The organism is Erwinia sp. JH02 (assembly GCF_013074405.1).
GTDB lineage: Bacteria > Pseudomonadota > Gammaproteobacteria > Enterobacterales > Enterobacteriaceae > Erwinia > Erwinia rhapontici.
Window position 1 is genome coordinate 177,218 of sequence record NZ_JABANZ010000001.1, and the last position, 24,761, is coordinate 201,978.

25 protein-coding genes, 1 pseudogene and 1 other annotated feature are annotated in these 24,761 nt (G+C 52.9%); of the genes and pseudogenes, 12 read left to right on the forward strand and 14 right to left on the reverse strand.

Annotated elements, in window-relative coordinates; translation table 11 throughout:
- Positions 1-230: 230 nt before the first annotated feature.
- The gene (locus HHI26_RS00815; protein WP_159336550.1) at positions 231-443 is read right to left on the reverse strand and encodes a hypothetical protein; all 213 of its coding nucleotides are present in this window, start codon (positions 441-443) and stop codon (positions 231-233) included.
- Positions 444-467: 24 nt separating this feature from the next.
- Here HHI26_RS00815 and HHI26_RS00820 point away from each other — a divergent pair, with 24 nt between their 5' ends.
- The 7 genes from HHI26_RS00820 to HHI26_RS00850 all read left to right on the forward strand — a co-directional run bounded on the left by HHI26_RS00820 (position 468) and on the right by HHI26_RS00850 (position 8,491).
- The gene (locus HHI26_RS00820; protein ID WP_133841876.1) at positions 468-1,115 is read left to right on the forward strand and encodes a YchE family NAAT transporter; all 648 of its coding nucleotides are present in this window, start codon (positions 468-470) and stop codon (positions 1,113-1,115) included.
- 786 nt (positions 1,116-1,901) lie between these two features.
- Complete coding sequence (oppA, locus tag HHI26_RS00825) at positions 1,902-3,539, forward strand: oligopeptide ABC transporter substrate-binding protein OppA (protein ID WP_133841877.1); 1,638 nt, start codon at positions 1,902-1,904, stop codon at positions 3,537-3,539.
- A gap of 83 nt (positions 3,540-3,622) precedes the next feature.
- A complete protein-coding gene (gene oppB, locus HHI26_RS00830) occupies positions 3,623-4,543 on the forward strand; it encodes an oligopeptide ABC transporter permease OppB (protein WP_062743122.1) in 921 nt (306 codons plus the stop codon).
- Positions 4,544-4,557: 14 nt separating this feature from the next.
- Positions 4,558-5,466 (forward strand): oligopeptide ABC transporter permease OppC, encoded by a 909-nt coding sequence (gene oppC / locus HHI26_RS00835; RefSeq protein ID WP_133841878.1) that lies wholly within the window; start codon positions 4,558-4,560, stop codon positions 5,464-5,466.
- Between the two features lie 11 nt (positions 5,467-5,477).
- Positions 5,478-6,494: an ABC transporter ATP-binding protein gene (locus HHI26_RS00840; RefSeq protein WP_133841879.1), complete on the forward strand. Its 1,017-nt coding sequence runs from the start codon at positions 5,478-5,480 to the stop codon at positions 6,492-6,494.
- The gene (gene oppF, locus HHI26_RS00845; RefSeq protein WP_133841880.1) at positions 6,491-7,492 is read left to right on the forward strand and encodes a murein tripeptide/oligopeptide ABC transporter ATP binding protein OppF; all 1,002 of its coding nucleotides are present in this window, start codon (positions 6,491-6,493) and stop codon (positions 7,490-7,492) included. Before HHI26_RS00840 ends, oppF begins: the two co-directional genes overlap by 4 nt.
- 141 nt (positions 7,493-7,633) lie before the next feature.
- Positions 7,634-8,491, forward strand: a complete 858-nt coding sequence (locus HHI26_RS00850) for an ion transporter (protein WP_133841881.1) — start codon at positions 7,634-7,636, stop codon at positions 8,489-8,491.
- 25 nt (positions 8,492-8,516) lie between these two features.
- On the opposite strand, the gene HHI26_RS00855 is transcribed toward HHI26_RS00850, so the two are convergent.
- Positions 8,517-8,840 carry an HI1450 family dsDNA-mimic protein gene (locus HHI26_RS00855; protein WP_048915935.1) on the reverse strand — a complete coding sequence of 108 codons (324 nt, stop codon included), beginning with the start codon at positions 8,838-8,840 and terminating at the stop codon, positions 8,517-8,519.
- A 45-nt stretch (positions 8,841-8,885) separates the two neighbouring features.
- The gene (cls, locus tag HHI26_RS00860) at positions 8,886-10,346 is read right to left on the reverse strand and encodes a cardiolipin synthase (protein ID WP_133841882.1); all 1,461 of its coding nucleotides are present in this window, start codon (positions 10,344-10,346) and stop codon (positions 8,886-8,888) included.
- 171 nt (positions 10,347-10,517) lie between these two features.
- On the opposite strand from cls, the gene HHI26_RS00865 reads away from it, so the two are divergent.
- Positions 10,518-10,691 (forward strand): YciY family protein, encoded by a 174-nt coding sequence (locus HHI26_RS00865; protein ID WP_133841883.1) that lies wholly within the window; start codon positions 10,518-10,520, stop codon positions 10,689-10,691.
- A gap of 43 nt (positions 10,692-10,734) precedes the next feature.
- Here the strand turns inward: HHI26_RS00865 and HHI26_RS00870 are convergent, their stop codons facing one another.
- A complete protein-coding gene (locus tag HHI26_RS00870) occupies positions 10,735-11,031 on the reverse strand; it encodes a YciI family protein (RefSeq protein ID WP_133841884.1) in 297 nt (98 codons plus the stop codon).
- A 202-nt stretch (positions 11,032-11,233) separates the two neighbouring features.
- On the opposite strand from HHI26_RS00870, the gene tonB reads away from it, so the two are divergent.
- On the forward strand, positions 11,234-11,959 hold the full coding sequence (gene tonB, locus HHI26_RS00875; protein ID WP_197931265.1) for a TonB system transport protein TonB: 726 nt from the start codon (positions 11,234-11,236) through the stop codon (positions 11,957-11,959).
- 164 nt (positions 11,960-12,123) lie between these two features.
- Here tonB and yciA read toward each other — a convergent pair whose 3' ends face one another.
- The 3 genes from yciA to HHI26_RS00890 all read right to left on the reverse strand — a co-directional run bounded on the left by yciA (position 12,124) and on the right by HHI26_RS00890 (position 13,978).
- The gene (yciA, locus tag HHI26_RS00880; protein WP_133841885.1) at positions 12,124-12,552 is read right to left on the reverse strand and encodes an acyl-CoA thioester hydrolase YciA; all 429 of its coding nucleotides are present in this window, start codon (positions 12,550-12,552) and stop codon (positions 12,124-12,126) included.
- A 74-nt stretch (positions 12,553-12,626) separates the two neighbouring features.
- Positions 12,627-13,166 (reverse strand): septation protein A, encoded by a 540-nt coding sequence (locus tag HHI26_RS00885; RefSeq protein WP_159336551.1) that lies wholly within the window; start codon positions 13,164-13,166, stop codon positions 12,627-12,629.
- 74 nt (positions 13,167-13,240) lie between these two features.
- A complete protein-coding gene (locus HHI26_RS00890; RefSeq protein ID WP_133841887.1) occupies positions 13,241-13,978 on the reverse strand; it encodes a YciC family protein in 738 nt (245 codons plus the stop codon).
- A gap of 370 nt (positions 13,979-14,348) precedes the next feature.
- Between HHI26_RS00890 and ompW the strand changes: the two genes are divergently transcribed.
- Positions 14,349-14,984, forward strand: coding sequence for an outer membrane protein OmpW (ompW, locus tag HHI26_RS00895; protein ID WP_133841888.1), 636 nt, complete (start codon positions 14,349-14,351; stop codon positions 14,982-14,984).
- Between the two features lie 62 nt (positions 14,985-15,046).
- Here ompW and HHI26_RS00900 read toward each other — a convergent pair whose 3' ends face one another.
- The 6 genes and pseudogenes from HHI26_RS00900 to HHI26_RS00930 all read right to left on the reverse strand — a co-directional run bounded on the left by HHI26_RS00900 (position 15,047) and on the right by HHI26_RS00930 (position 22,041).
- Positions 15,047-15,361, reverse strand: a complete 315-nt coding sequence (locus tag HHI26_RS00900) for a BON domain-containing protein (RefSeq protein WP_133841889.1) — start codon at positions 15,359-15,361, stop codon at positions 15,047-15,049.
- Positions 15,362-15,512: 151 nt separating this feature from the next.
- On the reverse strand, positions 15,513-16,319 hold the full coding sequence (trpA, locus tag HHI26_RS00905; protein ID WP_133841890.1) for a tryptophan synthase subunit alpha: 807 nt from the start codon (positions 16,317-16,319) through the stop codon (positions 15,513-15,515).
- Positions 16,319-17,509, reverse strand: coding sequence for a tryptophan synthase subunit beta (trpB, locus tag HHI26_RS00910; RefSeq protein WP_133841891.1), 1,191 nt, complete (start codon positions 17,507-17,509; stop codon positions 16,319-16,321). The genes trpA and trpB overlap by 1 nt, the downstream gene beginning before the upstream one ends.
- Before the next feature lie 14 nt (positions 17,510-17,523).
- Entirely contained in the window at positions 17,524-18,885 is a 1,362-nt protein-coding gene (trpCF, locus tag HHI26_RS00915) for a bifunctional indole-3-glycerol-phosphate synthase TrpC/phosphoribosylanthranilate isomerase TrpF (protein ID WP_133841892.1), read from the reverse strand.
- 2 nt (positions 18,886-18,887) lie between these two features.
- Positions 18,888-20,479, reverse strand: a pseudogene (gene trpD, locus HHI26_RS25405) (bifunctional anthranilate synthase glutamate amidotransferase component TrpG/anthranilate phosphoribosyltransferase TrpD).
- Positions 20,479-22,041 (reverse strand): anthranilate synthase component 1, encoded by a 1,563-nt coding sequence (locus HHI26_RS00930; RefSeq protein ID WP_133841895.1) that lies wholly within the window; start codon positions 22,039-22,041, stop codon positions 20,479-20,481. The pseudogene trpD and the gene HHI26_RS00930 overlap by 1 nt, the downstream one beginning before the upstream one ends.
- Before the next feature lie 23 nt (positions 22,042-22,064).
- Positions 22,065-22,163 (reverse strand) — a sequence feature (Trp leader region).
- Between the two features lie 156 nt (positions 22,164-22,319).
- Here HHI26_RS00930 and HHI26_RS00935 point away from each other — a divergent pair.
- Together HHI26_RS00935 and HHI26_RS00940 are read left to right on the forward strand one after the other, a co-directional pair.
- On the forward strand, positions 22,320-23,231 hold the full coding sequence (locus HHI26_RS00935; protein ID WP_167863801.1) for a PHP domain-containing protein: 912 nt from the start codon (positions 22,320-22,322) through the stop codon (positions 23,229-23,231).
- Entirely contained in the window at positions 23,231-23,851 is a 621-nt protein-coding gene (locus tag HHI26_RS00940; RefSeq protein ID WP_133841897.1) for an L-threonylcarbamoyladenylate synthase, read from the forward strand. Before HHI26_RS00935 ends, HHI26_RS00940 begins: the two co-directional genes overlap by 1 nt.
- Before the next feature lie 56 nt (positions 23,852-23,907).
- On the opposite strand, the gene HHI26_RS00945 is transcribed toward HHI26_RS00940, so the two are convergent.
- Positions 23,908-24,534 carry a serine protease gene (locus HHI26_RS00945; protein ID WP_159336556.1) on the reverse strand — a complete coding sequence of 209 codons (627 nt, stop codon included), beginning with the start codon at positions 24,532-24,534 and terminating at the stop codon, positions 23,908-23,910.
- Positions 24,535-24,761 lie beyond the last annotated feature (227 nt).

The following is a 24,761-nucleotide window of genomic DNA, read 5'->3' on the forward strand; positions in this document are numbered from 1 at the left end:
CTCCTGAAAGTTAAACTCTATTAGTAAACAAGTCAGAATTAGCAATTATAGTCATGTCGGAGAACACTGCCCGTCAGGGCTTGCCGAATGGCTAAAAACGTTCTAATAGGTTTACTAAAAGAGTCTGTGGTACAGGTCATTACAGACCCCTTTCGGTACGTTATCACTTCCCTTTGATGTCCTTGAGCATAGCGGTTGTGCAGGGGTGAAAACATGATTTAGATCATTAATTATGTAAGCTGATACCATTCAGCTGTAGGAATAATCCGGTCTAAAGCAAAGTCGTCTGTTACGAAAAAAAACTGCGCATTTTTGTTTTTTATTGTGCTGAAATGTGATGTCAAGGTAGTCAGAATCGCTGGGTTTATGCTGATAATTTGGTGTGATATTCCAGCCTTGAGGGGATAGTCATTATCGGCAATTTCCATTACATTAGCCGCCATCAACCGTCCCCCACAGGAGCGCATGTGAATCCTGCACTTTTAGATCTCTCTGGCTATATCAAATTTTTCGTTGGTCTGTTTGCACTGGTCAACCCCATTGGGATCATTCCGGTGTTTATCAGTATGACCAGCTACCAGATTCCGGCAGCGAGGAATAAAACCAATCTGACGGCCAATCTGTCAGTGGCGATCATTCTGTGGACGGCGCTGTTTCTCGGAGACGGCATCCTGCATATTTTTGGCATTTCTATTGATTCTTTTCGTATCGCGGGCGGCATTCTGGTGGTCACTATCGCGATGTCGATGATCAGTGGGAAGCTGGGCGAGGACAAACAGAACAAGCAGGAGAAGTCAGAAAGCGCTAACCGTGAAAGTATTGGCGTCGTGCCGCTGGCGCTGCCGCTGATGGCCGGGCCAGGCGCTATCAGTTCAACCATTGTCTGGAGCACCCGCTACCATAGCTGGCAAAACTTACTGGGCTTTACCCTGGCGATTGCGTTGTTTGCTTTTTGCTGTTGGCTGTTATTCCGCGCAGCCCCTTTGATGGTCAGAGTACTGGGTCAAACGGGTATAAATGTCGTCACACGTATTATGGGCTTACTATTGATGGCGCTGGGGATTGAATTTGTCGTCACAGGCATTCGCGCACTGTTTCCGGGGCTCACAAATTAACCCGGTTAAAATTCTGAATTGGTGAATATAAAGCGCATTTAATGCGCTTTTTTTAAACATCCCTACATTGCAATGCACTATAAAAGTGCAATACACCATTTTGGTGGATTATTTTGGTGCATTTATTCATTTCTCTTACATTGGTGCATCGATTATTAATGTAATTACTGAAAACAATATGATTATCCATGCAATTGTAGGGGGTGTGATTTTTTTAACATTACAACATAGTGCGATTTTGTATTTTTATGGTTGTTAATGCTGCTTTTTCGTTAGTTGGTAGTTTTAATGTAATTATTGCTCATATTTTTACGATATTTGTTTAAAAATCACTCAAAAAAAGTTCTTTTTTTGAAAACTCTCACGGTGTAACTCGTTTTTATTCCCATTTATCATCAAGTTAGCTGTTATTTTTCAATAATAAATAACGCTTTGCCCCTGCTTTTGATCATGATAAAAGAGAAATGGTTAACATTTTTGCTATTTAGCTTTAGCGGAAATGGAGTCCTTCTGATAATTTTTTAGTGGCTTTGATAAAAAGTGGCACTGGAAATGCAATCCGAAGGGGAGCGTTCTGAAGCGTTTCAGATCCCATGAATGAACGAACACAACAACGTGCGGCAACGCCGGGCGTTGAAAGGTGATAGCAGCAGTTCTCAGCAGTACAAAGTATAAAAAAACAAGCCGGGCGGCCTCGTTCCGCTGCCCGGTTAAGTTTTCCCGAAAATAGGGTAACCGCGGTGCCTGTCACTCGTTGGTATTAATAAAAACTGGAGTAGGTAAAAAATGATCAACATCACGAAGAAGAGTCTGATCGCCGCTGGCGTGATGGCGGCTCTGGGATCAATGACAGCACAGCAGGCGTTTGCAGCCTCCGTGCCAGCAGGAGTCGAACTGGCTGCTAAGCAGGAGTTGGTTAAAGGTAACGGTGCTGAATTACAGTCGCTGGACCCGCATAAAATAGAAGGCGTGCCTGAATCTAACGTCAACCGCGACCTGCTTGAAGGTCTGGTTATCAGTGACCCGCAGGGGCACCCGATTCCAGGCGTGGCCGAGAGCTGGGACAATAAAGATGGCAAGGTGTGGACATTCCACCTGCGCAATAATGCTAAATGGTCCAATGGTGAGCCGGTAACGGCACAGGACTTCGTTTACAGCTGGCAGCGCCTCTCCGATCCGAAAACAGCTTCTCCTTACGCCAGTTACCTGCAGTACGGCCATCTTGAGAACATCGACGATATCATTACGGGTAAAAAAAGCCCGGACACGCTGGGCGTGAAGGCGATCGATGCGCATACGCTGGAAGTTACATTGAGCGAACCCGTACCTTATTTCTATAAGCTGCTGATCCATCCTTCCATGTCTCCGGTGAATAAAGCGGCAGTAGACAAATTTGGTGATAAGTGGACTCAGCCCGCTAACTGGGTGGGCAACGGCGCCTTCAAACTCTCCGAGTGGGTAGTGAACGAACGTATTGTTCTGGTACGTAATACCGATTACTGGGACAACGCAGAAACCAAACTGGATAAAGTCACCTTCTTGCCGATCTCTTCTGAAGTGACCGATGTTAACCGCTACCGCAGCGGCGGCAGCGATATGACCTACAACAACATGCCGATTGAGTTATTCCAGAAGCTGAAAAAAGATATCCCGACCGAAGTGCATGTTGACCCTTATCTCTGTACTTACTACTACGAAATCAATAACCAGAAAGCTCCGTTCAACGATCCTCGCGTTCGTGCTGCTCTGAAACTGGGTATTGATCGCGACATTATCGTTAACAAAGTGAAAGGACAGGGCGATCTGCCTGCCTACAGCTACACTCCGCCTTACACCGAAGGTATTAAGCTGACGCCACCAGAGTGGTTTGGCTGGTCGCAGGAAAAACGTAACGAAGAAGCGAAAAAATTACTGGCTGAAGCCGGTTACACAGCGGATAAACCACTGACCTTCAACCTGCTGTATAACACCTCCGATCTGCATAAGAAGCTGGCTATTGCTGCTGCGTCGATCTGGAAGAAAAACCTGGGTGTGAACGTTAAACTGGAGAATCAGGAGTGGAAAACCTTCCTCGACACCCGTCACCAGGGCAACTTTGATGTAGCTCGTGCAGGCTGGTGCGCTGACTACAACGAACCGACCACCTTCTTAGGCACCATGCAGTCAAACAGCAGCAACAACACCTCCCACTATAAGAGTGAGGCCTTCGATAAGGCGATGGATGACGCGCTGGCATCACCGGACGAAGCGACCCGCGCTACCCGTTATGCCGATGCTGAGAAAATCCTCGATAAGGATTCCGTCATCGTGCCGGTCTATTACTACGTCAATGCCCGTCTGGTGAAACCTTACGTCGGCGGCTATACCGGTAAAGATCCGCTGGATAACGTCTACGATAAAAACTTGTACATCATTAAACATTAATGGTCGTTCCCGGGGAGGGGGAACTCTCCCCGGCAGATCTTTTATAGAGCAGTGCTGAGGCAGTAAGCCGGGCAGGTAGGGCAATGTTAAAATTTATTTTTCGTCGTTTTCTTGAAGCGATCCCGACGTTATTTATTCTGATCACCATCTCCTTTTTTATGATGCGTCTGGCTCCCGGAAGTCCGTTTACCGGCGAGCGCACGCTGTCACCTGAAGTCATGGCAAATATTGAAGCCAAATATCATTTAAACGATCCGATCCTGACGCAGTACTTCAGTTATCTGAAGCAGCTTGCACACGGGGATTTTGGTCCATCGTTTAAATACAAAGATTATACGGTCAACGATCTGGTGGCCGGGTCATTCCCTGTGTCGGCCAAACTGGGGGCGGCTGCGTTTCTGTTTGCCCTGGTACTGGGCGTCAGTGCTGGCGTGATTGCCGCGCTGAAACAAAACACCAAATGGGATTATGCCGTTATGGGCGTGGCAATGACCGGGATCGTCATCCCCAGTTTCGTGGTCGCGCCGCTCCTGGTGTTGCTGTTCTCCATTACCTTGAAGTGGTTGCCCGGAGGAGGCTGGAATGGCGGGGCGCTGAAATTTATGATCCTGCCGATGGTGGCGCTGTCGCTGGCCTATATTGCCAGCATCGCGCGTATTACTCGTGGTTCGATGATCGAAGTGCTGCACTCCAACTTTATTCGCACCGCACGCGCCAAAGGGCTGCCGATGCACCGCATCGTTTTGCGCCACGCGCTGAAACCCGCGCTGTTGCCTGTCCTGTCTTACCTTGGCCCGGCCTTTGTCGGCATCATTACCGGTTCAATGGTGATTGAAACCATTTATGGTCTGCCAGGTATTGGTCAGCTATTTGTTAACGGCGCGCTGAATCGAGATTATTCGTTGGTATTAAGCCTGACGATCCTGGTCGGGGCGCTGACCATTCTGTTCAATGCGATTGTTGACGTGCTGTATGCGGTCATCGATCCAAAAATTCGTTACTGATCCAGGAGCTGGAGATGATTTTTGTTAAGAAAAACAGCGAAGCTCTGGATAACTTCAGTGAAAAGCTAGAGATCGAAGGACGCAGCCTGTGGCAGGACGCGCGCCGCCGTTTTATCCATAACCGTGCGGCGGTCGCCAGCCTGTTTGTGCTGCTGCTGGTCGCCCTGTTTGTCATTTTCGCTCCGATGTTGTCTGCGTTTACTTATGACGACACCGACTGGGCAATGATGTCAGCGGCACCAGACATGAGTTCGGGCCACTATATGGGCACCGATTCGTCAGGGCGTGATCTGCTGGTGCGTGTCGCCATTGGCGGGCGTATCTCCTTAATGGTGGGGATTGCTGCGGCGCTGGTGGCGGTGGTGCTGGGAACACTTTACGGCACACTGGCGGGCTACCTGGGCGGTAAAATCGACTCCGTGATGATGCGTGTTCTGGAGATCCTCAACTCCTTCCCGTTTATGTTCTTCGTTATCCTGCTGGTCACCTTCTTTGGTCAAAATATTCTGCTGATTTTCGTCGCCATCGGTATGGTGTCGTGGTTGGATATGGCACGTATTGTGCGTGGACAGACCCTGAGCCTGAAACGTAAAGAGTTTATTGAAGCGGCGGAAGTGGGCGGCGTGTCGACGCTGAATATCGTGCTGCGCCATATCGTTCCCAATGTACTGGGCGTGGTCGTGGTGTATGCCTCACTGCTGGTGCCGAGCATGATCCTGTTTGAATCCTTCCTGAGCTTCCTCGGTCTCGGCACGCAGGAACCGCTGAGCAGCTGGGGTGCGTTGCTCAGCGACGGTGCTAACTCGATGGAGGTTTCACCCTGGCTGCTGCTTTATCCGGCCGGTTTCCTGGTGATTACCCTGTTTTGTTTCAACTTTATTGGCGATGGCCTGCGTGATGCCCTCGACCCGAAAGACCGTTAAGGAGTTTCCCTATGAGCGTAATTGAACTTCAGCCAGCAATGGCAAAGACCCAGGGAAGCGAACGGCTGCTGGATGTGAAAGATCTGCGTGTGACGTTCAGCACTCCCGATGGCGATGTCACGGCAGTGAACGATTTGAATTTCAGCCTGAGTGCGGGTGAAACCCTTGGCATTGTCGGCGAGTCCGGATCGGGAAAATCGCAGACCGCATTTGCCCTGATGGGGCTGCTGGCCAGCAACGGCCGCATCGGTGGTTCAGCACGTTTCAACGGTAGTGAGATCCTTAATCTGCCGGAAAAACAGCTCAACAAGCTGCGTGCCGAACAAATTGCGATGATCTTCCAGGACCCGATGACCTCGCTGAACCCGTATATGCGTGTCGGTGAGCAACTGATGGAAGTGCTGCAACTGCATAAAGGCATGAGCGGGGCACAGGCGTTTGAAGAGTCAGTCCGTATGCTCGATGCGGTAAAAATGCCGGAAGCCCGCAAACGCATGAAAATGTTTCCCCACGAATTCTCAGGGGGAATGCGTCAGCGTGTGATGATCGCCATGGCGCTGCTGTGTCGGCCAAAGCTGCTGATTGCGGATGAGCCGACGACCGCGCTTGATGTGACGGTGCAGGCGCAGATTATGACCCTGCTGAACGAACTGAAGCGCGAATTTAACACCGCGATTATTATGATCACCCACGATCTGGGTGTGGTTGCAGGGATCTGTGACCAGGTGATGGTGATGTACGCAGGGCGTACGATGGAGTATGGAAAAGCGCGTGACGTCTTCTATCATCCGTCACACCCTTACTCCATTGGCCTGTTGAATGCAGTCCCGCGTCTGGATGCTGATGAGGGCGACACACTGATGACCATTCCTGGTAATCCGCCAAATCTGTCACGTCTGCCGAAAGGCTGCCCGTTCCAGCCACGCTGTCCGCATGCGATGGATATCTGTGCCAGCGCGCCGCCTCTTGAGGCGTTCGGTGATGGACGGCTGCGTGCCTGCTTTAAGCCCGTGGAGGCGTTGGTATGACAACGGTTGCTGAGAAAAAAGTGTTGCTCGAAATCGCCGATTTGAAGGTGCATTTTGATATCAAAGACGGACGTCAGTGGTTCTGGCAGCCGCCAAAAACGCTGAAAGCCGTTGATGGCGTCAGCCTGCGTTTGTACGAGGGAGAAACCCTGGGCGTGGTGGGTGAGTCCGGTTGCGGTAAATCCACGCTGGCGCGCGCGATTATCGGGTTGGTGAAAGCGACAGACGGCAGGGTGGCCTGGCTGGGGCGCGATCTGTTAGGGCAGAGTGCAGACGAATGGCGTGCCGCGCGCAGCGATATCCAGATGATCTTCCAGGACCCGCTGGCATCGCTGAATCCGCGTATGAATATCGGAGAGATTATTGCGGAGCCGCTGCGCACCTATCACCCGCGTATGCCGCGCCAGGAAGTGAAAGACCGCGTGAAAGAGATGATGCTGAAGGTGGGGCTGCTGCCTAACCTGATCAACCGTTATCCTCATGAGTTTTCGGGCGGACAGTGTCAGCGTATCGGTATTGCACGCGCGTTGATCCTCGAACCAAAACTGATTATCTGTGATGAACCGGTATCGGCACTGGATGTTTCTATTCAGGCGCAGGTGGTGAATTTGCTGCAAAAGTTGCAGCGTGAGATGGGGCTGTCGCTGATCTTTATCGCGCACGATCTGGCTGTCGTAAAACATATTTCTGACCGCGTGCTGGTGATGTATCTCGGGCATGCCGTGGAGCTGGGCACCTATGATGAGGTGTATCAGAATCCGCAGCATCCTTATACGCGGGCGCTGATGTCAGCGGTACCCATTCCCGACCCCGATCTGGAAAAGCAGAAGGTGATTCAACTGCTGGAAGGGGAACTGCCATCACCGATCAACCCGCCATCCGGGTGCGTGTTCCGCACACGTTGCCCGATTGCCGGGCCGGAGTGCGCGAAAACACGGCCATTGCTGGAGGGCAGTTTCCGTCACGCTGTCTCCTGCCTGAAAGTAGATCCGCTCTGACCGTTCGTCACAACCCTCTCGTTATCTTCCCGCATTGAGCTTTCAATGCGGGTTTTTTTTGTTTATCCGCATATTGCTTGATCTTCCGTCTGGCCCCTTCTAGTAATACAGATTCGCAAAGGATGGCCGGAGGGCATGCAGATGGCTAAACAGGATCGGAGCTGGCGTCAGCGCCTCTATATTTTTTTGTTTGATGTGAGCAGCCCGGCGGGTCGCCGGTTTGAAATTTTCTGGGTTATTACGACACTGGTCAGTGTGATGACGCTGTTTATTGAGTCGGCGGAACCACACAAAATAACCCTGCAGTTGAAAGAAGCCTCGGTGTTTCTCCTGCTTGAGTATGCTTTTACCCTGCTTTTCAGTCTGGAATATGTGCTGCGGTTACTGACCACGGAACGCCCCATGCGGTATGTTTTCAGTTTTTTTGGCATTGTCGATCTGATCACCACGCTGCCGTTGTATATCTTCTGGCTCTGGCCGGATATCGCCCTACGTTACATGATGGCGATAAGGCTGCTGCGTGTGTTGCGCCTGCTTCGGCTGATAAAGCTACTGCGCTATATGGGCTCTGCCAATGTGCTGTGGGACAGTCTGGTCAGTGCGCGGAAAAAGCTCTCGCTGTTCTTCGGCGGGGTAATGATATTGCTCTGCGTTTTTGGCGGATTGATGTATGTCATTGAAGGGCCGGAGAACGGCTTTACCAGCCTGCCGGTTGCCGTCTACTGGGCGGTGGTGACAATGACCACGGTCGGTTATGGAGACATTACGCCACATACACCGCTGGGCCGGATGATCTCATCAATACTGATCTTGCTCGGTTATTCACTGATCGCTATACCGACTGGGGTGATGAGCTCGTATATGACGGAGGTAATGCAGCGTAATCGTCACCGGCGTCACTGCACCGTGTGTAAGCAGACGGGCCATGAGGATGATGCGCATTTCTGCAAAGGGTGCGGGGGGAGACTGGGCGATAAAAATAAAGAAGGCCCGGATTAACCGGGCCTGATAGCCGTAAGAGGGCTTACTCTTTCCACAAAATATGGCAGAGTTTATGGTCTTTCTCGCGGCAGAGAAGCACGCGGGCAAACACGTCGGTAATCGGTTCGCCGTCTTCTTCGCCCAGTCCAATCACGACTTCAGCGAAAAAGTCAGGGTTCAGGTCGAAATCGACATGTTCTGCCCAGTCTTCAGCAGGATCATACAGCTCTGCGCCGCCGCGTTCTTCAAACTGGAGGTTGAACAGAATGACGTCGGCAGGATCGAGATTATCGACCGCCAGCTCAAGGAAAATATCGTAAGCCTGTTCCAGCGTCTCGTCTTCGGTAAGGCGGTTGTTCAAATCCATAATATGTCCTGTCGTGCCCCGGGGGGTTGTGCATTTTCGCTCGTTTTACAGCAATGGACTGAAGAAGTAAAACAGTCGTTCAACGATGCGCTGCCAGTAAGCACGGCGTGACCAGCGTTTTCCGTCAACCAGACGTGAACGGGCGATATAATCATCCTGCACGCGTGCCAGATCGCTGCCAAAGCCATCATCATCGATCACCAGAGTAATCTCGAAATTCAACCACAGACTGCGCATATCCAGGTTTACCGTCCCCACCAGGCTAAGTTGCCCATCCACCAGAATACTTTTGGTATGCAGCAGACCGCCTTCGAACTGATAGATTTTCACACCGGCGTCCAGCAGTTCGCCAAAGAAGGCTCGGCTGGCCCAGCCGACCAGTACGGAGTCATTGTGCCGTGGCACAATAATGCTGACTTCAACGCCCCGGTACGCGGCCGTACAGATCGCATGCAGCAAATCGTCACTGGGTACGAAATAGGGCGTGGTCATGATCAGCTGTTCGCGCGCAGAGTAGACCGCAGTGAGCAGCGCCTGATGGATCATATCTTCCGGGAAACCGGGGCCTGAGGCGATCACCTGAATGGTGTGGCCGCTCTCGGCTTCAAACGGCATCACATTATCATCGGGCGGTGGCGGTAAAATACGCTTACCGGTTTCAATTTCCCAGTCGCAGGAGTAGATAATTCCCATTGTGGTGGCGACCGGGCCTTCCATCCGCGCCATCAAATCCACCCACTGGCCGACGCCCGCATCCTGTTTAAAGTAACGCGGATCGACCAGGTTCATGCTGCCGGTGTAGGCAATATAGTTATCGATTAACACGACTTTCCGGTGCTGACGCAGGTCCATACGGCGCAGGAAAACACGCAGCAGGCTGACTTTCAGCGCTTCCACCACATCGACCCCGGCGTTGCGCATCATGGCTGCCCACGGACTGCGGAAAAAGTCGACGCTGCCTGCGGAATCGAGCATTAAACGACAGTGAACACCCCGGCGTGCCGCTGCCATCAGTGCTTCCGCCACTTCATCGGCCTGTCCGCCGGGCTGCCAGATATAGAACACCATTTCAATGTTATGGCGTGCCAGCTGGATATCACGCACCAGCGTGCGCAGGGTATCGTCAGTGCTGGTCAGCAGTTGCAGCTGATTGCCTTTTACCCCGGCGATCCCCTGACGGTTCTCACACAGCTGAAACAGTGAACGGGCAACGTCACTGTTGGTTTCAGCAAAAATATGATGACTGGATTTCAATTCGGCGAGCCAACGTGCCGTGGAAGGCCACATAGTGCGCGCACGCTCTGCACGGCGTTTCCCCAGATGAAGTTCACCGAATGAGAGATAAGCGATAATACCTACCAGCGGCAGGATATAGATAATCAGCAGCCATGCCATGGCAGAGGGCACCGCGCGGCGCTTCATCAGAATGCGCAAGGTCACACTGGCAATCAGTAACCAGTAACCAAATACCAGCAGCCAGCTCATCACGGTGTAAAAAGTGGTCATTAAGTGAAAGTCCTGTTCACGCGAAAGTCTTTGGAGTTTACGTGCAGATGACAACGCTGGGAACCTTTAAACCATCATCAGCCTAAAGACATCGGACCTTGTGAGGGAAAAGAAAGGTCTATAATGCGTCGCGAGTTTTTACCGTACACAGAGCAACAGACTGAGGGTGTAATGAGACGAAGCAGAAATGAAGTTGCGCGCTGGCGCATGAGTCGCCAGGTTCAGCGTCGCCGGGCACGTTGGTTAGAAGGGCAGTCACGTCGTTATGGCCGCATGCACTCTTTCCGACATCTGGTCAGCCAACTGCAGCGTCGTTCAATTCTGTTTATTACTCAGCATCACTGATGCTCGCCGTGCTTCCGGCGGTTCACCGAACCGCCGGCCGAGATTAAAACGCGCGTTTGAAAGGCTTAACATCCACCTTTTTGTACACGCCAGCAGCGATATAAGGGTCATCCTGAGCCCAGGATTGTGCTGCTTCCAGTGAAGGAAACTCGGCGATAATCGTCGACCCGGTAAAACCCGCCACGCCAGGTTCATTACTGTCCACCGCAGGCATTGGGCCAGCAATAATCAGACGACCTTCATCACGCAGTAACTGCAGGCGTGCAAGGTGAGCAGGGCGCACAGCGGTGCGTTTATCCAGTGAGTCAGCATTATCTTTAGCGTAAATTACGTAGAGCACCTTCAGAACTCCTGTCGGGGATGAGATTCGGCATCACGTTAAGTGATCGTTAACATTTGTGCAAATGAAAGATAATTTGCCCTTGATAAAGGTCAGGTTGTTGCCCTTAAAAGCGTAAATCCGCGATTGATCGTGAGCGGTTATTGAAATTGATTGCTATTTGCATTTAAAATCACCCCTTCACATTTTGACCAGAAAGATTATGACGACGCTAACAACTGATCTACCTCGCCGCTCACCTTTGCCATTGCTGATCTCGATCGTACTGCATGGTTCGGTGATCGGGGCACTGCTGTACGCCTCATTTCATCAGGTGGTCGAAATGCCCAAAGCGTCTCAGCCGATTAGCGTGTCGATGGTGGCACCTGAGGTGCAGCCGGAACCGCAACCCGCCCCCCCTGTTGTTGAACCTGAACCAGAGCCGGTAGTGGAGCCTGAACCTGCCCCGGAGCCACCCAAGCCTGAACCCGTGCCGATCCCGAAACCGGAACCGAAACCGAAACCTAAACCTAAACCGAAGCCGGTGAAGAAAGAAGTGGTGAAGCCGAAGCAGGAAGTGAAACCGCGTCCTGCTGCCCCGGTGGAAACCCGGCCGACCGAGCAGACAAAGCCATCCACGGCACCGAAGACCTCTCAGGCGCCGTCTACGGCCGTTTCAACAGGCCCACGGGCGCTGACCGTCGGTAAGCCGTCCTATCCGTCACGCGCCTTTGCGCTGCGTGTGGAAGGGCGTGTACGCGTGCAGTTTGACGTCGATAGCTCAGGACAGGTCGATAACATTCGTATCCTGTCTGCCGAACCTCGTAACATGTTTGAGCGGGAGGTGAAGCTGGCGATGCGCAAATGGCGCTATGAAGCAGGCAAGCCCGGCAAGGACATTACGATGAATATTGTCTTCAAGATTAACGGCGGCACCAGCATCGAATAAAATTAGCCAGCATCTTTTGTACCATAGCGGCGTTGGCTGCTCTCGCTAACCCCGGTCACTTACTGATGTAAGCTCCCGGGGATTAGCTCAATTGCCGCCTTGCTTTAATGCAAAATCTACTCGCTAATTAAAGTGTTCTGCCAAAAATCAATTTTTAAAGTGAGTTACTGCTGGATATCTAGCGTGAAATTGATTTTATCATCCGGCAGGGAGCGCGGTTTTCCGTCCGGGTCGACGGCGACGTAAATAAACACGGCTTCGGTGGTGCAGTAGCGTTGCCCGATGGGTTCTGACGACACTTTCTTTATCCACACTTCAATATTAATGGTGATGGAGCTGGTGCCGGTGCGAATGCAGCGTGCATGGCAGGTGACGACATCACCCACCGCGACCGGCTTCAGAAAGGTCATCCCGTCAGCGCGCACGGTGACCACACGTCCCCCGGCAATCTCTTTGGCCAGAATAGCGCCGCCCATATCCATCTGCGACATCAGCCAGCCACCGAATATATCACCGTTGGCATTGGTGTCTGCTGGCATGGCGAGGGTGCGCAGCACCATCTCACCCTGCGGTGTTCTTAGTTCTTCGCTCATTGTTATGTTCCTGACATTGCTGATTTCAAAATAACCCACTTGCCCGATCGGGGGTTCCGTCGGGCATTTAACGCTTATTTTTCTTCTTGTTGTGGCATCAGACGGTAAATATAGACACCGCTTAATAATGTGAACAGCAGCGTTAACGCACTCAGACCGAAGACTTTAAAGTTCATCCAGATGTCCTGGGAAAGCCAGAACGCCACGTAGATATTGGCCAGTCCGCAGGCAAGGAAAAAGAGCGCCCAGGCGATATTCAGACGTCGCCAGGCAAATTCTGGCAGTTGAATCTCCTTGCCCAGCATTTTCTGGATAAGAGGTTGTTTCATAAACCACTGGCTGAACAGCAGTGCGACAGCAAACAGACCGTAAATAATGGTGACTTTCCATTTGATAAAGTCCGGGTTATGCAACGCAATCGTCAGGGTGCCAAAAATAGCCACCAGTGCGAAGGTGATCAGCGACATTTTTTCCAGCTTGCGATACAGCAGCCAGCTGGCGACCAGCGCCAGACCTGAGGCAACGATCAGTGCACCAGAGGCAACAAAAATGTCGTACAACTTGTAGAAAACAAAAAACACTACAAGCGGAAGAAAGTCGAGTAACTGCTTCATAGCGGCTTCCAAATAACAGACTAAACCGGAATATTATGAATCGGGAATGACTCTGTCGAGGCATTCCCGATGAATTAACGTAACAGCATATACAGGCGTGACAAATAGATAATCAGTATGGCTGAAATCAGATTGCTAATGGCGTTCAACAGGACGGAGGCGACGTCAGGTGGCAACCACAGCAATGAAGATGCCAGCAGCAGCACAACCAGTTTCGCCACAATCCACAGAACAACAGCCGGTGCCACCAGTTTCATCTGGCTCCATCCGAGGCGAACGCTGGTGCGCATGGCCGCAAAAACGCCGATTTTCTCTGTGTTCATGATGATTGGTGACAACGCCAGCGTCACGGCCAGCAATACACCCGGCACCACCAGCACCATAAAGCCAAGCTGGATCACTAACGTCATCAGGAACGTCAGCAGCAGCAGGCGCGGTAATAGCGGAGCTGAAGCACCAATGGCCCGCAGTGCACTGACACGCTGACCGGATGATACCATCGGGATCAGGCACAGCATGCCGCCCAGCAGCAGCACATTCCCTACCAGTGAAGCAAAAGTCCCCGCAGCGGAGGCTTTTAGCAGCACCTTTTGTTGTTCCGGCGACATGTTTTGAATCATTTCCATCAGGCTGCCGGCCGAACCTGCAGCACCGTCACCCAGGATCTGCATTTGATCGGCATCAGGCGTAAAAGCCTTGCCGAGCATCATGGTGATAAATGAGGTCAGTAGCGCCATCAGTGTAATGGTAACCAACTGATGACGGAAAAAATTCCCCGTGTCACGGTATAGCGAACCCGCCGTGATAGACATGTACTCTCCTTGAAAGGCCGGTGTTATAGACCCGGCGATTGTACATGCTCTCATGGGGTGCTGGCACTCAGATTGACATAACTTTCGATTTAAGAAGGTATTACCGCAGCTTTCACGCGCTGCTGCGTGACATTTCCCTGCGTCTGAGCTGACGTTGCGACATCTCTCATTTTCCCTCTCTGGATCACTAAGATTAATCCCGGGGTTAATTGGGCAAAATTGATCTAAATCAACCCTATGTTTTTTATCAAGTTTATACGGATTGATTCACATGACCTTTTGCGTAAATAAGCGTAAATATGTTCGTGATTTCGCACTAAGGCCTCGTAGCAGGCCACATGCTGACAACAATTCGACAAAAGGAATGGTTATGAAACTGAAAGCACTGGCACTGGCTCTTGTTACCCTACTGCCTGCTGTTGCCTCCGCCCACGAAGCCGGGGACTTCTTTATGCGCGCCGGTTCAGCGACTGTGCGCCCGACCGGTGGCTCAGATAATGTGATGGGGCTGGGGGAGTTCGATATTGATAACAATACCCAGCTTGGTCTGACTTTTACCTATATGGCGACGGACAACATTGGTATTGAGTTGCTGGGTGCCACACCGTTCAAACATCACGTTGGACTCCAGGCCACCGGAACACTGGCAACGGTTCATCAACTGCCGCCAACGTTAATGGCACAGTGGTACTTCATGGGCAATACCAGCAAATGGCAGCCTTATGCCGGTATCGGTGTTAACTACACCATGTTCTATGACACGGACTTTAACGACACCGGGCGAGCGGCAGGGCTGAGTAACCTGAAAGTGAAAAACTCCTGGGGCGTGGCGGGGCAGTTAGGCCTGGATTATCAATTAACGCCTGACTGGATGCTGAATGCGTCACTGTGGTACATGGATATTAATACTAAAGTCAGTTTCGACTCTCAGACGGCAGGTCATCAGAGTATTGATACACACATTAATCCGTTCGTGTTCTTCTTCGGGGCGGGTTACCGTTTCTAAGCCTGTCTGGGCCAGAAACAAGAAAGGCGCGAAGTTCGCGCCTTTTTCTTTTATACAGTTCGTTACTTAATCTGCATATTGTTTACCACCGATTTCACACCCGCCACACCACGTGTGACCTGTACGGCGCGGTTTGCCGCCTGCGGTGAACTGACAAAACCACTTAACTGCACGCGGCCTTTAAAGGTCTCAACGTTGATTTCCGTGGACTTCAGTGATTTATCATTCAGCAACCCGGCTTTCACCTTAGTCGTTACTACCGTATCGTCAATATACCCGCCAGTACCTTCTTTGGTTGCCGTAGGCGCGCAGGCGCTGACGGACAGTGCCACAACAGCGGCAATAACCATACCCGATAAGACTTTAAACAATTTCATTGCATCTCTCCCTGTCATCATCAAAAGGCAGTCATCCGCGTGATTGCGGTTCACAATAATAGTTGTTCACAGAAGGAAAGAAAGCAAATCAGGATTGTGACAAACAGAAAGAAAATAATGCCTTATCACAGGAATAAGGCATTAACAGAGATTAGCTGCGGGTGGCGGCCTTCAGTGAGCTGGCAAAGGCAGTCAGCTCTTTCAGCATCACGTCGGGGTGGGAGGCGTTCCGCTCAATGATTTTGACAATTGCCGAGCCTGAAATCGCCCCGGCGGCACCGGACGCGATCGCTTCTTTAACCTGTGAAGGTTCAGAAATGCCAAAGCCCTGTAAGGCAGGCGCGGCGTGGTATTCGCGCAGCTTATCGACCAGATGTTTCAACGGCAGATTGGCACGGGTTTCGGAGCCGGTGACGCCAGCACGTGACAGCAGGTAGGTATAACCGCGCCCGTGTGAGGCGATTTCACGCAGCAGATCGTCACTGGCGTTCGGTGGGCAGATAAAGATCGGGGCGACGTTATGACGCATGGCCGCCTGACGGAAGGGGGCGGACTCCTCCACCGGTACATCCGCAATCAGCACGGAATCAACACCCGCCTGCTGGCAGCGTGCATAGAAATTATCGATGCCGTTTGAGAACACCAGGTTCGCGTACATCAGCAGGCCAATCGGCAGTTCCGGGTATTTCTGACGAATGGCGGCCAGCATCTCGAAGCATTGTGATGGCGTCACACCGGAGGCGAAGGCGCGCAGATTGGCATTCTGAATGGTCGGGCCATCTGCCAGCGGATCAGAGAAGGGGATGCCGAGTTCAAGGGCGTCCGCGCCTCCGGCCACCAGCGCATCAATAATCTGCAATGACAGCTCAGGATTCGGGTCACCGAGGGTAACGAAAGGCACGAAAGCGCCTTCTTTACGTTCTGCCAGGCGTTTAAAACAGAGGTCGTAACGTTCCATCAGATTTCTCCCTTAGCGGTAAAGATGTCATGCACGGTGAAGATGTCTTTGTCACCACGGCCGGAAAGATTCACCACCAGCAGTTGCTCTTTCTCAGGGTTTTCACGCATCATTTTCAGGGCATGGGCCAGCGCGTGTGACGATTCCAGCGCAGGGATAATCCCTTCGCTGCGGCACAGTGTTTTAAAGGCATCCAGCGCTTCGTCATCCGTAATAGAAACGTAATCAGCGCGGCCAATGCTGTTGAGATAGGCGTGCTGAGGGCCGACGGACGGGAAGTCGAGACCGGCAGAAATAGAGTAAGACTCTTCAATCTGGCCATCGTGGGTTTGCATCATGGGGGCTTTCATCCCGAAATAGATGCCCACGCGGCCATGCTTCAGTGGCGCGCCGTGCTCGCCGCTTTCAATCCCGTGCCCCGCCGGTTCAACGCCAATCAGGCCAACGCTGGTGTCATCAATAAAATCAGCAAACATACCGATGGCGTTAGAGCCGCCACCCACACAGGCAATCAACGCATCCGGCAGGCGACCCTCTTTTTCCAGAATCTGCGCTTTGGTCTCTTCACCAATCATGCGCTGGAACTCACGCACGATGGTCGGGAACGGATGCGGGCCCGCTGCGGTACCCAGCATATAGTGAGCGGTTTCATAGCTGCCCGACCAGTCGCGCAGCGCTTCGTTACAGGCATCTTTCAGCGTTGAGGAACCGCTGTGAACCGGGATCACTTCCGCACCCATCAGCTTCATACGGAATACGTTAGGAGACTGGCGTTCGATATCTTTCGCGCCCATATAGATGCGGCATTTCAGGCCAAGCAGTGCGCTGGCAAGTGCAGACGCCACGCCATGCTGACCGGCACCCGTCTCAGCGATAATCTCCTTTTTCCCCATGCGTTTCGCCAGCAGTGCCTGGCCCAACACCTGGTTAGTTTTGTGCGCGCCGCCGTGCAGCAGGTCTTCACGCTTCAGATACAGGCGGGTTTTGGTGCCTGCCGTCAGGTTTTTGCACAGCGTAAGTGCGGTAGGGCGGCCAGCATAGTTTTTCAGCAGGTCAGTAAATTCCGCCTGGAACGCCGGGTCGCTCTGAGCGCTGATAAAGGCATCTTCCAGTTGGAGCAGTGCAGGCATCAGGATCTGCGGCACATACATGCCGCCAAACTCACCAAAATACGGATTTAATCGGGTCATGTCGTTTCTCTTTATCAGTAGGCTTTCAGTGTCTGAAACACGGAAGCAATTTTACCGGCATCTTTCACTCCAGGGGCACTTTCCACGCCGGAGTTAAAGTCGAGGCCCGCACAGCCAAGCTGTGCCGCCTGTACGCAATTTTCTGCACCCAGACCACCGGCCAGCAGCACATTGTCCAGCGACTGGTTGGCAAGCAGTGACCAGTCAAACGCCTGACCGCTGCCCCCGTTTCCGTGGTCGAAGACGTAGCGGTCAACGCCAGCCCAGTCACGGTCAGGCAGGCTGTCGCTGATGCTGAACGCTTTCCAGATTTTTACCGTTTCCGGTAGCTGGCTGCGTAACTGGCTGACGTAGTCGCGGTCTTCGTCGCCGTGCAACTGTACGGCGGAGAGATTCAGCTGCTGCGCACAGGTGACAACGTCACTGATGACATTATTACGGAACACGCCGACATACTTCAGTGCAGCGGCAGGGATAATCTGCTGAGCCTGTTCGATACTGAGCTGGCGAGGGGAACCCTCGGCGAAGATCAGGCCGCCATACAGTGCACCTGCCTCCAGCGCGTTGCGGGCATCTTCGGCACGCGTCAGGCCGCAGACTTTGTTATCGCCGATAATCACCCGACGCACGGCGGCAGCCAGGTCATCTTCTGACATCAGCGCCGAGCCAATCAGGAAGCCGTTAGCAAAGTGGCTCAGTTCGCGCACTTGCGCATAATTGTTGATGCCGGACTCGCTGATCACCGTGACGCCATGCGCCACTTTCGGTGCCAGGCGGCGGGTGCGGTCCAGATCGATGGAGAGATCGCGCAGGTCACGGTTATTAATGCCGACCACTTTGGCACCCAGCGCGGTGGCGCGTTCCAGCTCTTCATCGCTGATCACTTCCGTCAGGACGCCCATGTTCAGGCTGTGCGCCACGGCAGCCAGCTGGCGATACTGATCGTCGTTCAGCACGGAGAGCATCAGCAGGATGGCATCGGCCTGGTAATGGCGCGCCAGGTAGATCTGATACGGGTCAATAATAAAGTCTTTGCACAGTACCGGCTGGGTGACAATACTGCTGACGATCGGCAGAAAATCGAAGCTTCCCTGGAAGTATTTCTCATCCGTCAGCACCGAAATGGCAGAGGCATAATGCTTATACACGCCGGCAATCACCGCCGGGTCAAAGTCTTCACGGATCACGCCCTTTGAGGGCGAAGCCTTCTTACATTCCAGAATAAAGACGGTGCGCGCACCTTTCAGCGCATCGTAAAAGCTGCGCGTGGAGGGTGTGATGTCGTTCTGAAAGGTGGCCAGCGGCTGCTGCTGCTGACGTTCTGCCAGCCAGATTGCTTTATCCTGAACGATTTTAGTGAGTACGGTTTCCTGCATGATTATCCTCTTGCTGCCAGTGCGACCACGTGCTCGTAGGCTTTGCCGCTGCGAATGGTTTTCAGCGCCTGTTGGGCATTGTGTCGTAAGTCTTCATGACCAAAAATTTTCAGCAACAGGGCGACGTTTGCCGCGACGGCTTCTTCGTGCGCCAGCTCGCCATTACCCTGGAGTAAACGGGTTAAAATGTCACGGTTTTCTTCCGGTGAACCCCCGGCCAGCGCCTCTTGCGGATGGTAGCTCAGGCCAAAATCTTCAGCCGTTAACTGATAGCTGGTGATCTCGCCGTCACGCAGTTCGGCCACATGAGTGGCGCTGTGCAGAGCCACTTCATCCATCCCCCCGCCATGCACGACTGCCGCACGCTGGTAACCCAGCACTTTCAACGTCTGAGCAATCGGCAGCACCAGCTCCGGGCTGTAAACACCGATCACTGCCAGCGGCGGACGTGCCGGGTTAATCAACGGGCCGAGCACGTTAAAGATGGTACGCGTCTTCAGTTCTTTACGCACCGGCATCGCATGGCGAAAACCGCTGTGATACTGAGGGGCAAACAGGAAACACACGTTTAAATCATCCAGTGCCTGGCGTGCCTGCACTGCGGGTAAATCCAGGCTGATACCGAAAGCGGCCAGCAAATCTGACGAACCCGATTTACTGGAAACACTGCGGTTACCGTGCTTCGCCACCTTCAATCCGCACGCGGCGGCAACAAATGCGCTGGCGGTGGAAATATTAATGCTGTTACTGCCGTCACCGCCGGTCCCGACAATATCCGCAAACGGATAGTCCGGGCGCGGGAAAGGTTTAGCGTCTTCTAACAAGGCGGTGGCTGCCCCGGCAATCTCCTGAGGACGTTCACCACGGATTTTCATGGCGATCAGCGCTCCCGCCAGCTGGGTTGGCTCCAGCTGCCCGGTAATAATCGCCGAAAACAGCTGGTGGCTTTCTGCCTGCGTCAGGATCTCGGCCTGGTATAATTTTTCCAGAATAATGTTCATTGCTGTCTCCTTGATCACGCCAGCGCCCAGGCAAGAGTTTGTTCCAGCAGGCGTGCGCCCTGGCTGGTAAGAATAGATTCCGGATGGAACTGGAAGCCACAGACACGGTTGGCGTCATCACGGACGGCCATCACCATGCCGTTATAGGTGGCGTTAACCGTTAATCCATCGGGAATATTGCTGCCGACCAGCGAGTGGTAGCGTGCTACCGGTAACGGGTTGTTCAGCCCGGCAAACATGCCCTGATCGTCATGATCAATCGCAGAGGCTTTGCCGTGCAGGATTTCGCCCGCCTGACCCACGTGACCGCCATAGGCTTCAACAATCGCCTGATGGCCGAGGCAGATACCGATAATCGGCAACTGGCCGCGTAAGGCCTGTAACAGCGCTGGCATACAGCCCGCTTCTGACGGTGCGCCCGGACCGGGAGAAAGCATCAGGACCGGGTTTTCCATCTGCTGCAAACGGGCAATCAGCTGGTCCGCCGGGACGTTGTTACGGTAAATCACCACGTTATGGCCAAAGGCACGTAACTGGTCGACGAGGTTGTAGGTAAATGAGTCGAAGTTATCGAGCAGCAGAATATCGGCCATCAGAACATCTCCTTGCTGTGGTGCGCTGTCGCGATGGCACGCAGAACCGCGCGCGCCTTATTACGGCTTTCATCCGCTTCCGCCTGCGGATTGGAATCCAGAACCACCCCGGCACCGGCCTGAACCGTTGCTACGCCGTCTTCGACGTAGGCAGAGCGAATCACAATGCAGGTATCCAGATCGCCGCTGGCGGTGAAGTAACCAACGGCGCCACCGTAGCTGCCGCGACGGGTGCCTTCGGCTTTTGCAATCAGCTGCATAGCGCGGACTTTCGGTGCGCCGCTCAGCGTGCCCATGTTCATGCAGGCACGGTAAGCGTGCAGCACGTCAATATCCGCACGCAGCTGGCCGACCACGCGGGAGACCAGATGCATGACAAAGGTGTAACGGTCAACTTTGGTCAGGTCTGCCACATAACGCGTTCCCGGCTCACAGATACGCGCCAGATCGTTACGGGCGAGGTCAACCAGCATCAGATGCTCGGCCATCTCTTTATGGTCAGTGCGCATTTCCAGCTCGATGCGGCTGTCGAGGTCGCGATCCAGTGAGCCATCCGCATGGCGGCCGCGTGGGCGGGTGCCGGCAATCGGGTAGATTTCAATCTGGTTGCTGGTGGCGTCATACTTGAGTGAGCTTTCCGGCGAAGCGCCAAACAGGCTGAACTCGCGATCCTGCATAAAGAACATATACGGGCTTGGGTTACTGTTCTTCAGCGTGTCATAGGCGGCCAGCGGGGACGGGCAGGGCAGTGAGAAGCGACGGGATGGCACCACCTGGAAGATTTCGCCGATGCGGATCGCATCCTGCATCTGGCGCACCACCTGGCAGTAATCCTCATCGCTCTGGCTGACGCTGAGCGTCATGCTTTCGACGGTCTTCACCGGCAGTGCGCTGGCAGGCTGCAGCATCTGACCGTGCAACTGCTCAATGCGGCTTTGCAGGCGCATAAATTCTGAAGGTGAATGGGTGAAAAGGCTGGCCTGCAGTCGCGCGCTTTGCGTCTGATGGTCAATCACCAGCAGCGTTTCTGCCAGATAGAAGCAGTAATCCGGGCAGCGCTGTTCATTCTTTAATTCCGGCAGTGACTCAAAACCTGCCACCAGATCATAAGCAAACAGGCCGCCGAGCAACACGGCTTCACGCTCTTCTGCCGGGGCATTAACCAGCTGTGGGATCAGGCGTAATGCATCAAAGACCGACAGCGCACGAAGATTGGCGTCCTCATCGAGGAAAGCGTGATTAATCGGGAACACCAGTTCGCGGCCATCCGGGCGCACGCTGTTCTCAACCGATTCGGGCAGCGCGGCATCCAGCAGCGGCAGGAGTGCGCGACCATTCTCAGACAGTGCCTGCACCTGTACCCGGTTATCGAGGGCGCTAATGCGCAGGGCGCTATCCACAATCAGCAGGCTTTTCAGGTTGCGCTTGCTGTCAACGTCCGCAGATTCCAGCAGCAGAGTCTCGGAACGGGCGGCACACAGCTGATGAAAAACAGCGGCCGGATCTTCGCGGTAAGGTGCGTTGCCGGTAATCAACTTCACTGTAGGTTTGGCATTTTGCATGTGATGTTCTCTGTTTTTTGCTCAAAAAAAAGCCCGCATCAGGCGGGCTTGAGTATCTGCACTACGTATTGACCGTGCATGACAACCTCGCCCTTTCAGGGAGAAGTACGCCACCAACCAGTCATCAGAGAGAATGAATACGTCATGATACAGATACCTTGCTTGTGAACTTGCGTACTAGTTAACTGGTTCGAGGGGGAAAAGTCAATACTCTTTTTCCCTTAGGGCAAAATGTCGGTATCATGCTGCGATATTTTTCTGTCTTTCCCGGAGTCGTTTTGACCGCAGTTGCCGCCTCACTCAGCGCTTTCCCTATCTACGATCTTCACAGCCACACGCGGGCTTCCGACGGGTTACTGACCCCGGAGCAACTGGTTATGCGTGCGGTGGAACAGCGCGTGGGCGTGCTGGCCATCACCGACCACGATACAACGGAGGGCATTAAACCCGCGCGTGAAGCGATTGCACGTCATGCGTTGCCGTTGCAGTTGATCAATGGCGTGGAGATCTCAACGCTGTGGGAGAACCATGAAATCCATATCGTTGGCCTGGGTATTGATATTGACCACCCACAGATGGTGGCCTTCCTGGCTGAACAGGGGCAGCGCCGTCTGGCGCGTGCGGAACTGATCGCTGAACGGCTGGAAAAAGCGCATATCCCCGGTGCATTAGCGGGTGCGCTGGCGCTGGCAGAAGGCGGTGCCGTGACGCGCGGGCATTTTGCCCGCTTTCTGATTAACGCCGGTAAAGCGGACACCATGCAGCAGGTATTCAAAAATTATCTGGCACGTGGCAAAACCGGTTATGCCCCGCCACAGTGGTGTACAATTAAACAAGCTATTGATGCCATTCATCATTCAGGTGGCCGTGCCGTGGTAGCCCATCCCGGCCGCTACGGTCTGTCGGCAAAATGGCTGAAACGTCTGCTGGCTCACTTCAGTGAGCAGGGCGGCGAGGCGATGGAAGTGGCTCAGTGTCAGCAGGCGCCCAATGAGCGTCAGCAGCTGGCACGCTATGCGCAGGACTACCAGTTAGCGGCCTCGCAGGGTTCTGACTTCCATCAGGCCTGTCCCTGGATTGAACTGGGAAAAAAATTGTGGCTGCCGGGCGGTGTCGAAGCGGTATGGCACCGTTTTCCTGAAATTGTCAATCAGGTTTGTGGCAGTGAAGCGCAAACAAGAGGTGTGTAATGAGTCAATTTTTCTATATTCATCCGGATAATCCCCAGCCGCGTCTGATCAAGCAGGCGGTTGAAATGCTCAACAAGGGCAGTGTGATTGTCTATCCGACGGATTCTGGCTATGCACTGGGCTGTAAGCTGGAAGATAAAAGTGCGATGGAGCGTATCTGTCGCATTCGTCAGCTGGATGGGAACCATAACTTTACCCTGATGTGTCGTGATCTCTCAGAGCTGTCGACCTATGCGCACGTAGACAACACCGCATTTCGCCTGATCAAGAACAACACGCCGGGGAACTACACGTTTATTCTGAAGGCAACCAAAGAGGTGCCACGCCGTCTGATGAGCGAGAAACGTAAGACGATCGGTCTGCGTGTCCCCTCAAACCCGATTGCGCTGGAACTGCTGGAAGCACTGAATGAGCCGATGATGTCGACGTCACTGATGCTGCCGGGAAATGACTTTACCGAGTCCGATCCGGAAGCGATCCAGGATGAAATTGGCAAGCTGGTGGACTTGATTATTCATGGCGGGTATCTCGGGCAGCAGCCAACCACCGTCATTGATTTAACGGAAAATACCCCGGAAGTGATCCGCGAGGGTGTGGGCGATATTCAACCCTTTCTCTAAGCGTTAAATAACAGGCCGCTGAGAATGGGCCTGTTATTTATTCTCATTCATTGTTATTACGATGTTGATTTGCCCAGCCACTCTTTAAAATCCTTATACGGGATATACAGTGAAACATCCTTAAGCGGAACTGGAGATTTACGCGGTCTTTTTATTTCGCTAGTAAAGCCAACAATGACGCCACCAATGGTGTCATCGCTATTATAAACCGCCCCCCCCGACATGCCTTTTACCACGCCAGCATTGGATGCCATCGCTACGCAAGGTCGTTTATTCCATTCATTGCGGATTCCCGTCAGAGCCAGATTGACGCCTGCTGATTCAACGGGCATGGCGGAAATAAAGCTGTAACCGTACATTTTCACTGACTCGCCAATGGCACCGTCGCGAAATTTCGGCAGCGTTTTGATGTCGTTCTTGTGGTAGATGATCGCCAGGTCGCAGTAAGGGTGATAGGCCTTCACTTTCTGTACGGAAAGCTTTGCCACATGCGCTGCAGTCAGGCTGTACTCCGGGGTGATAGGGATACTGGTGCCCAGCGCGCCGATGCCGAGAATGGTCGGAATGCCGGTAAAGTTCATATCTACGCGTTTCATAGCTTCGCTGCTGTAGTCATATTTGCCTACAGAGCAGCCGGTCAGCATTAGCAATGCCAACGCCGGCAGGGTGTTTTTAATTTTCATAATAATCACATTTTGTCGGACACGTCAGTAAAATCCCTGGTGAGGAGTAATGACGTGTAATGCCGATGCCGAGTGTGACTCAGCGTATTTTTTCAGGAGCATTCACTCCCGTTTACTGCTAACAACGAAAAGAAAAACGAAGTTTTTATGTTCACGTTAAACGTGTATTTATAATATCTATTTAACTATCTATTTATATGGCGCTCTTCTGCCTGAGTGAATTCTAC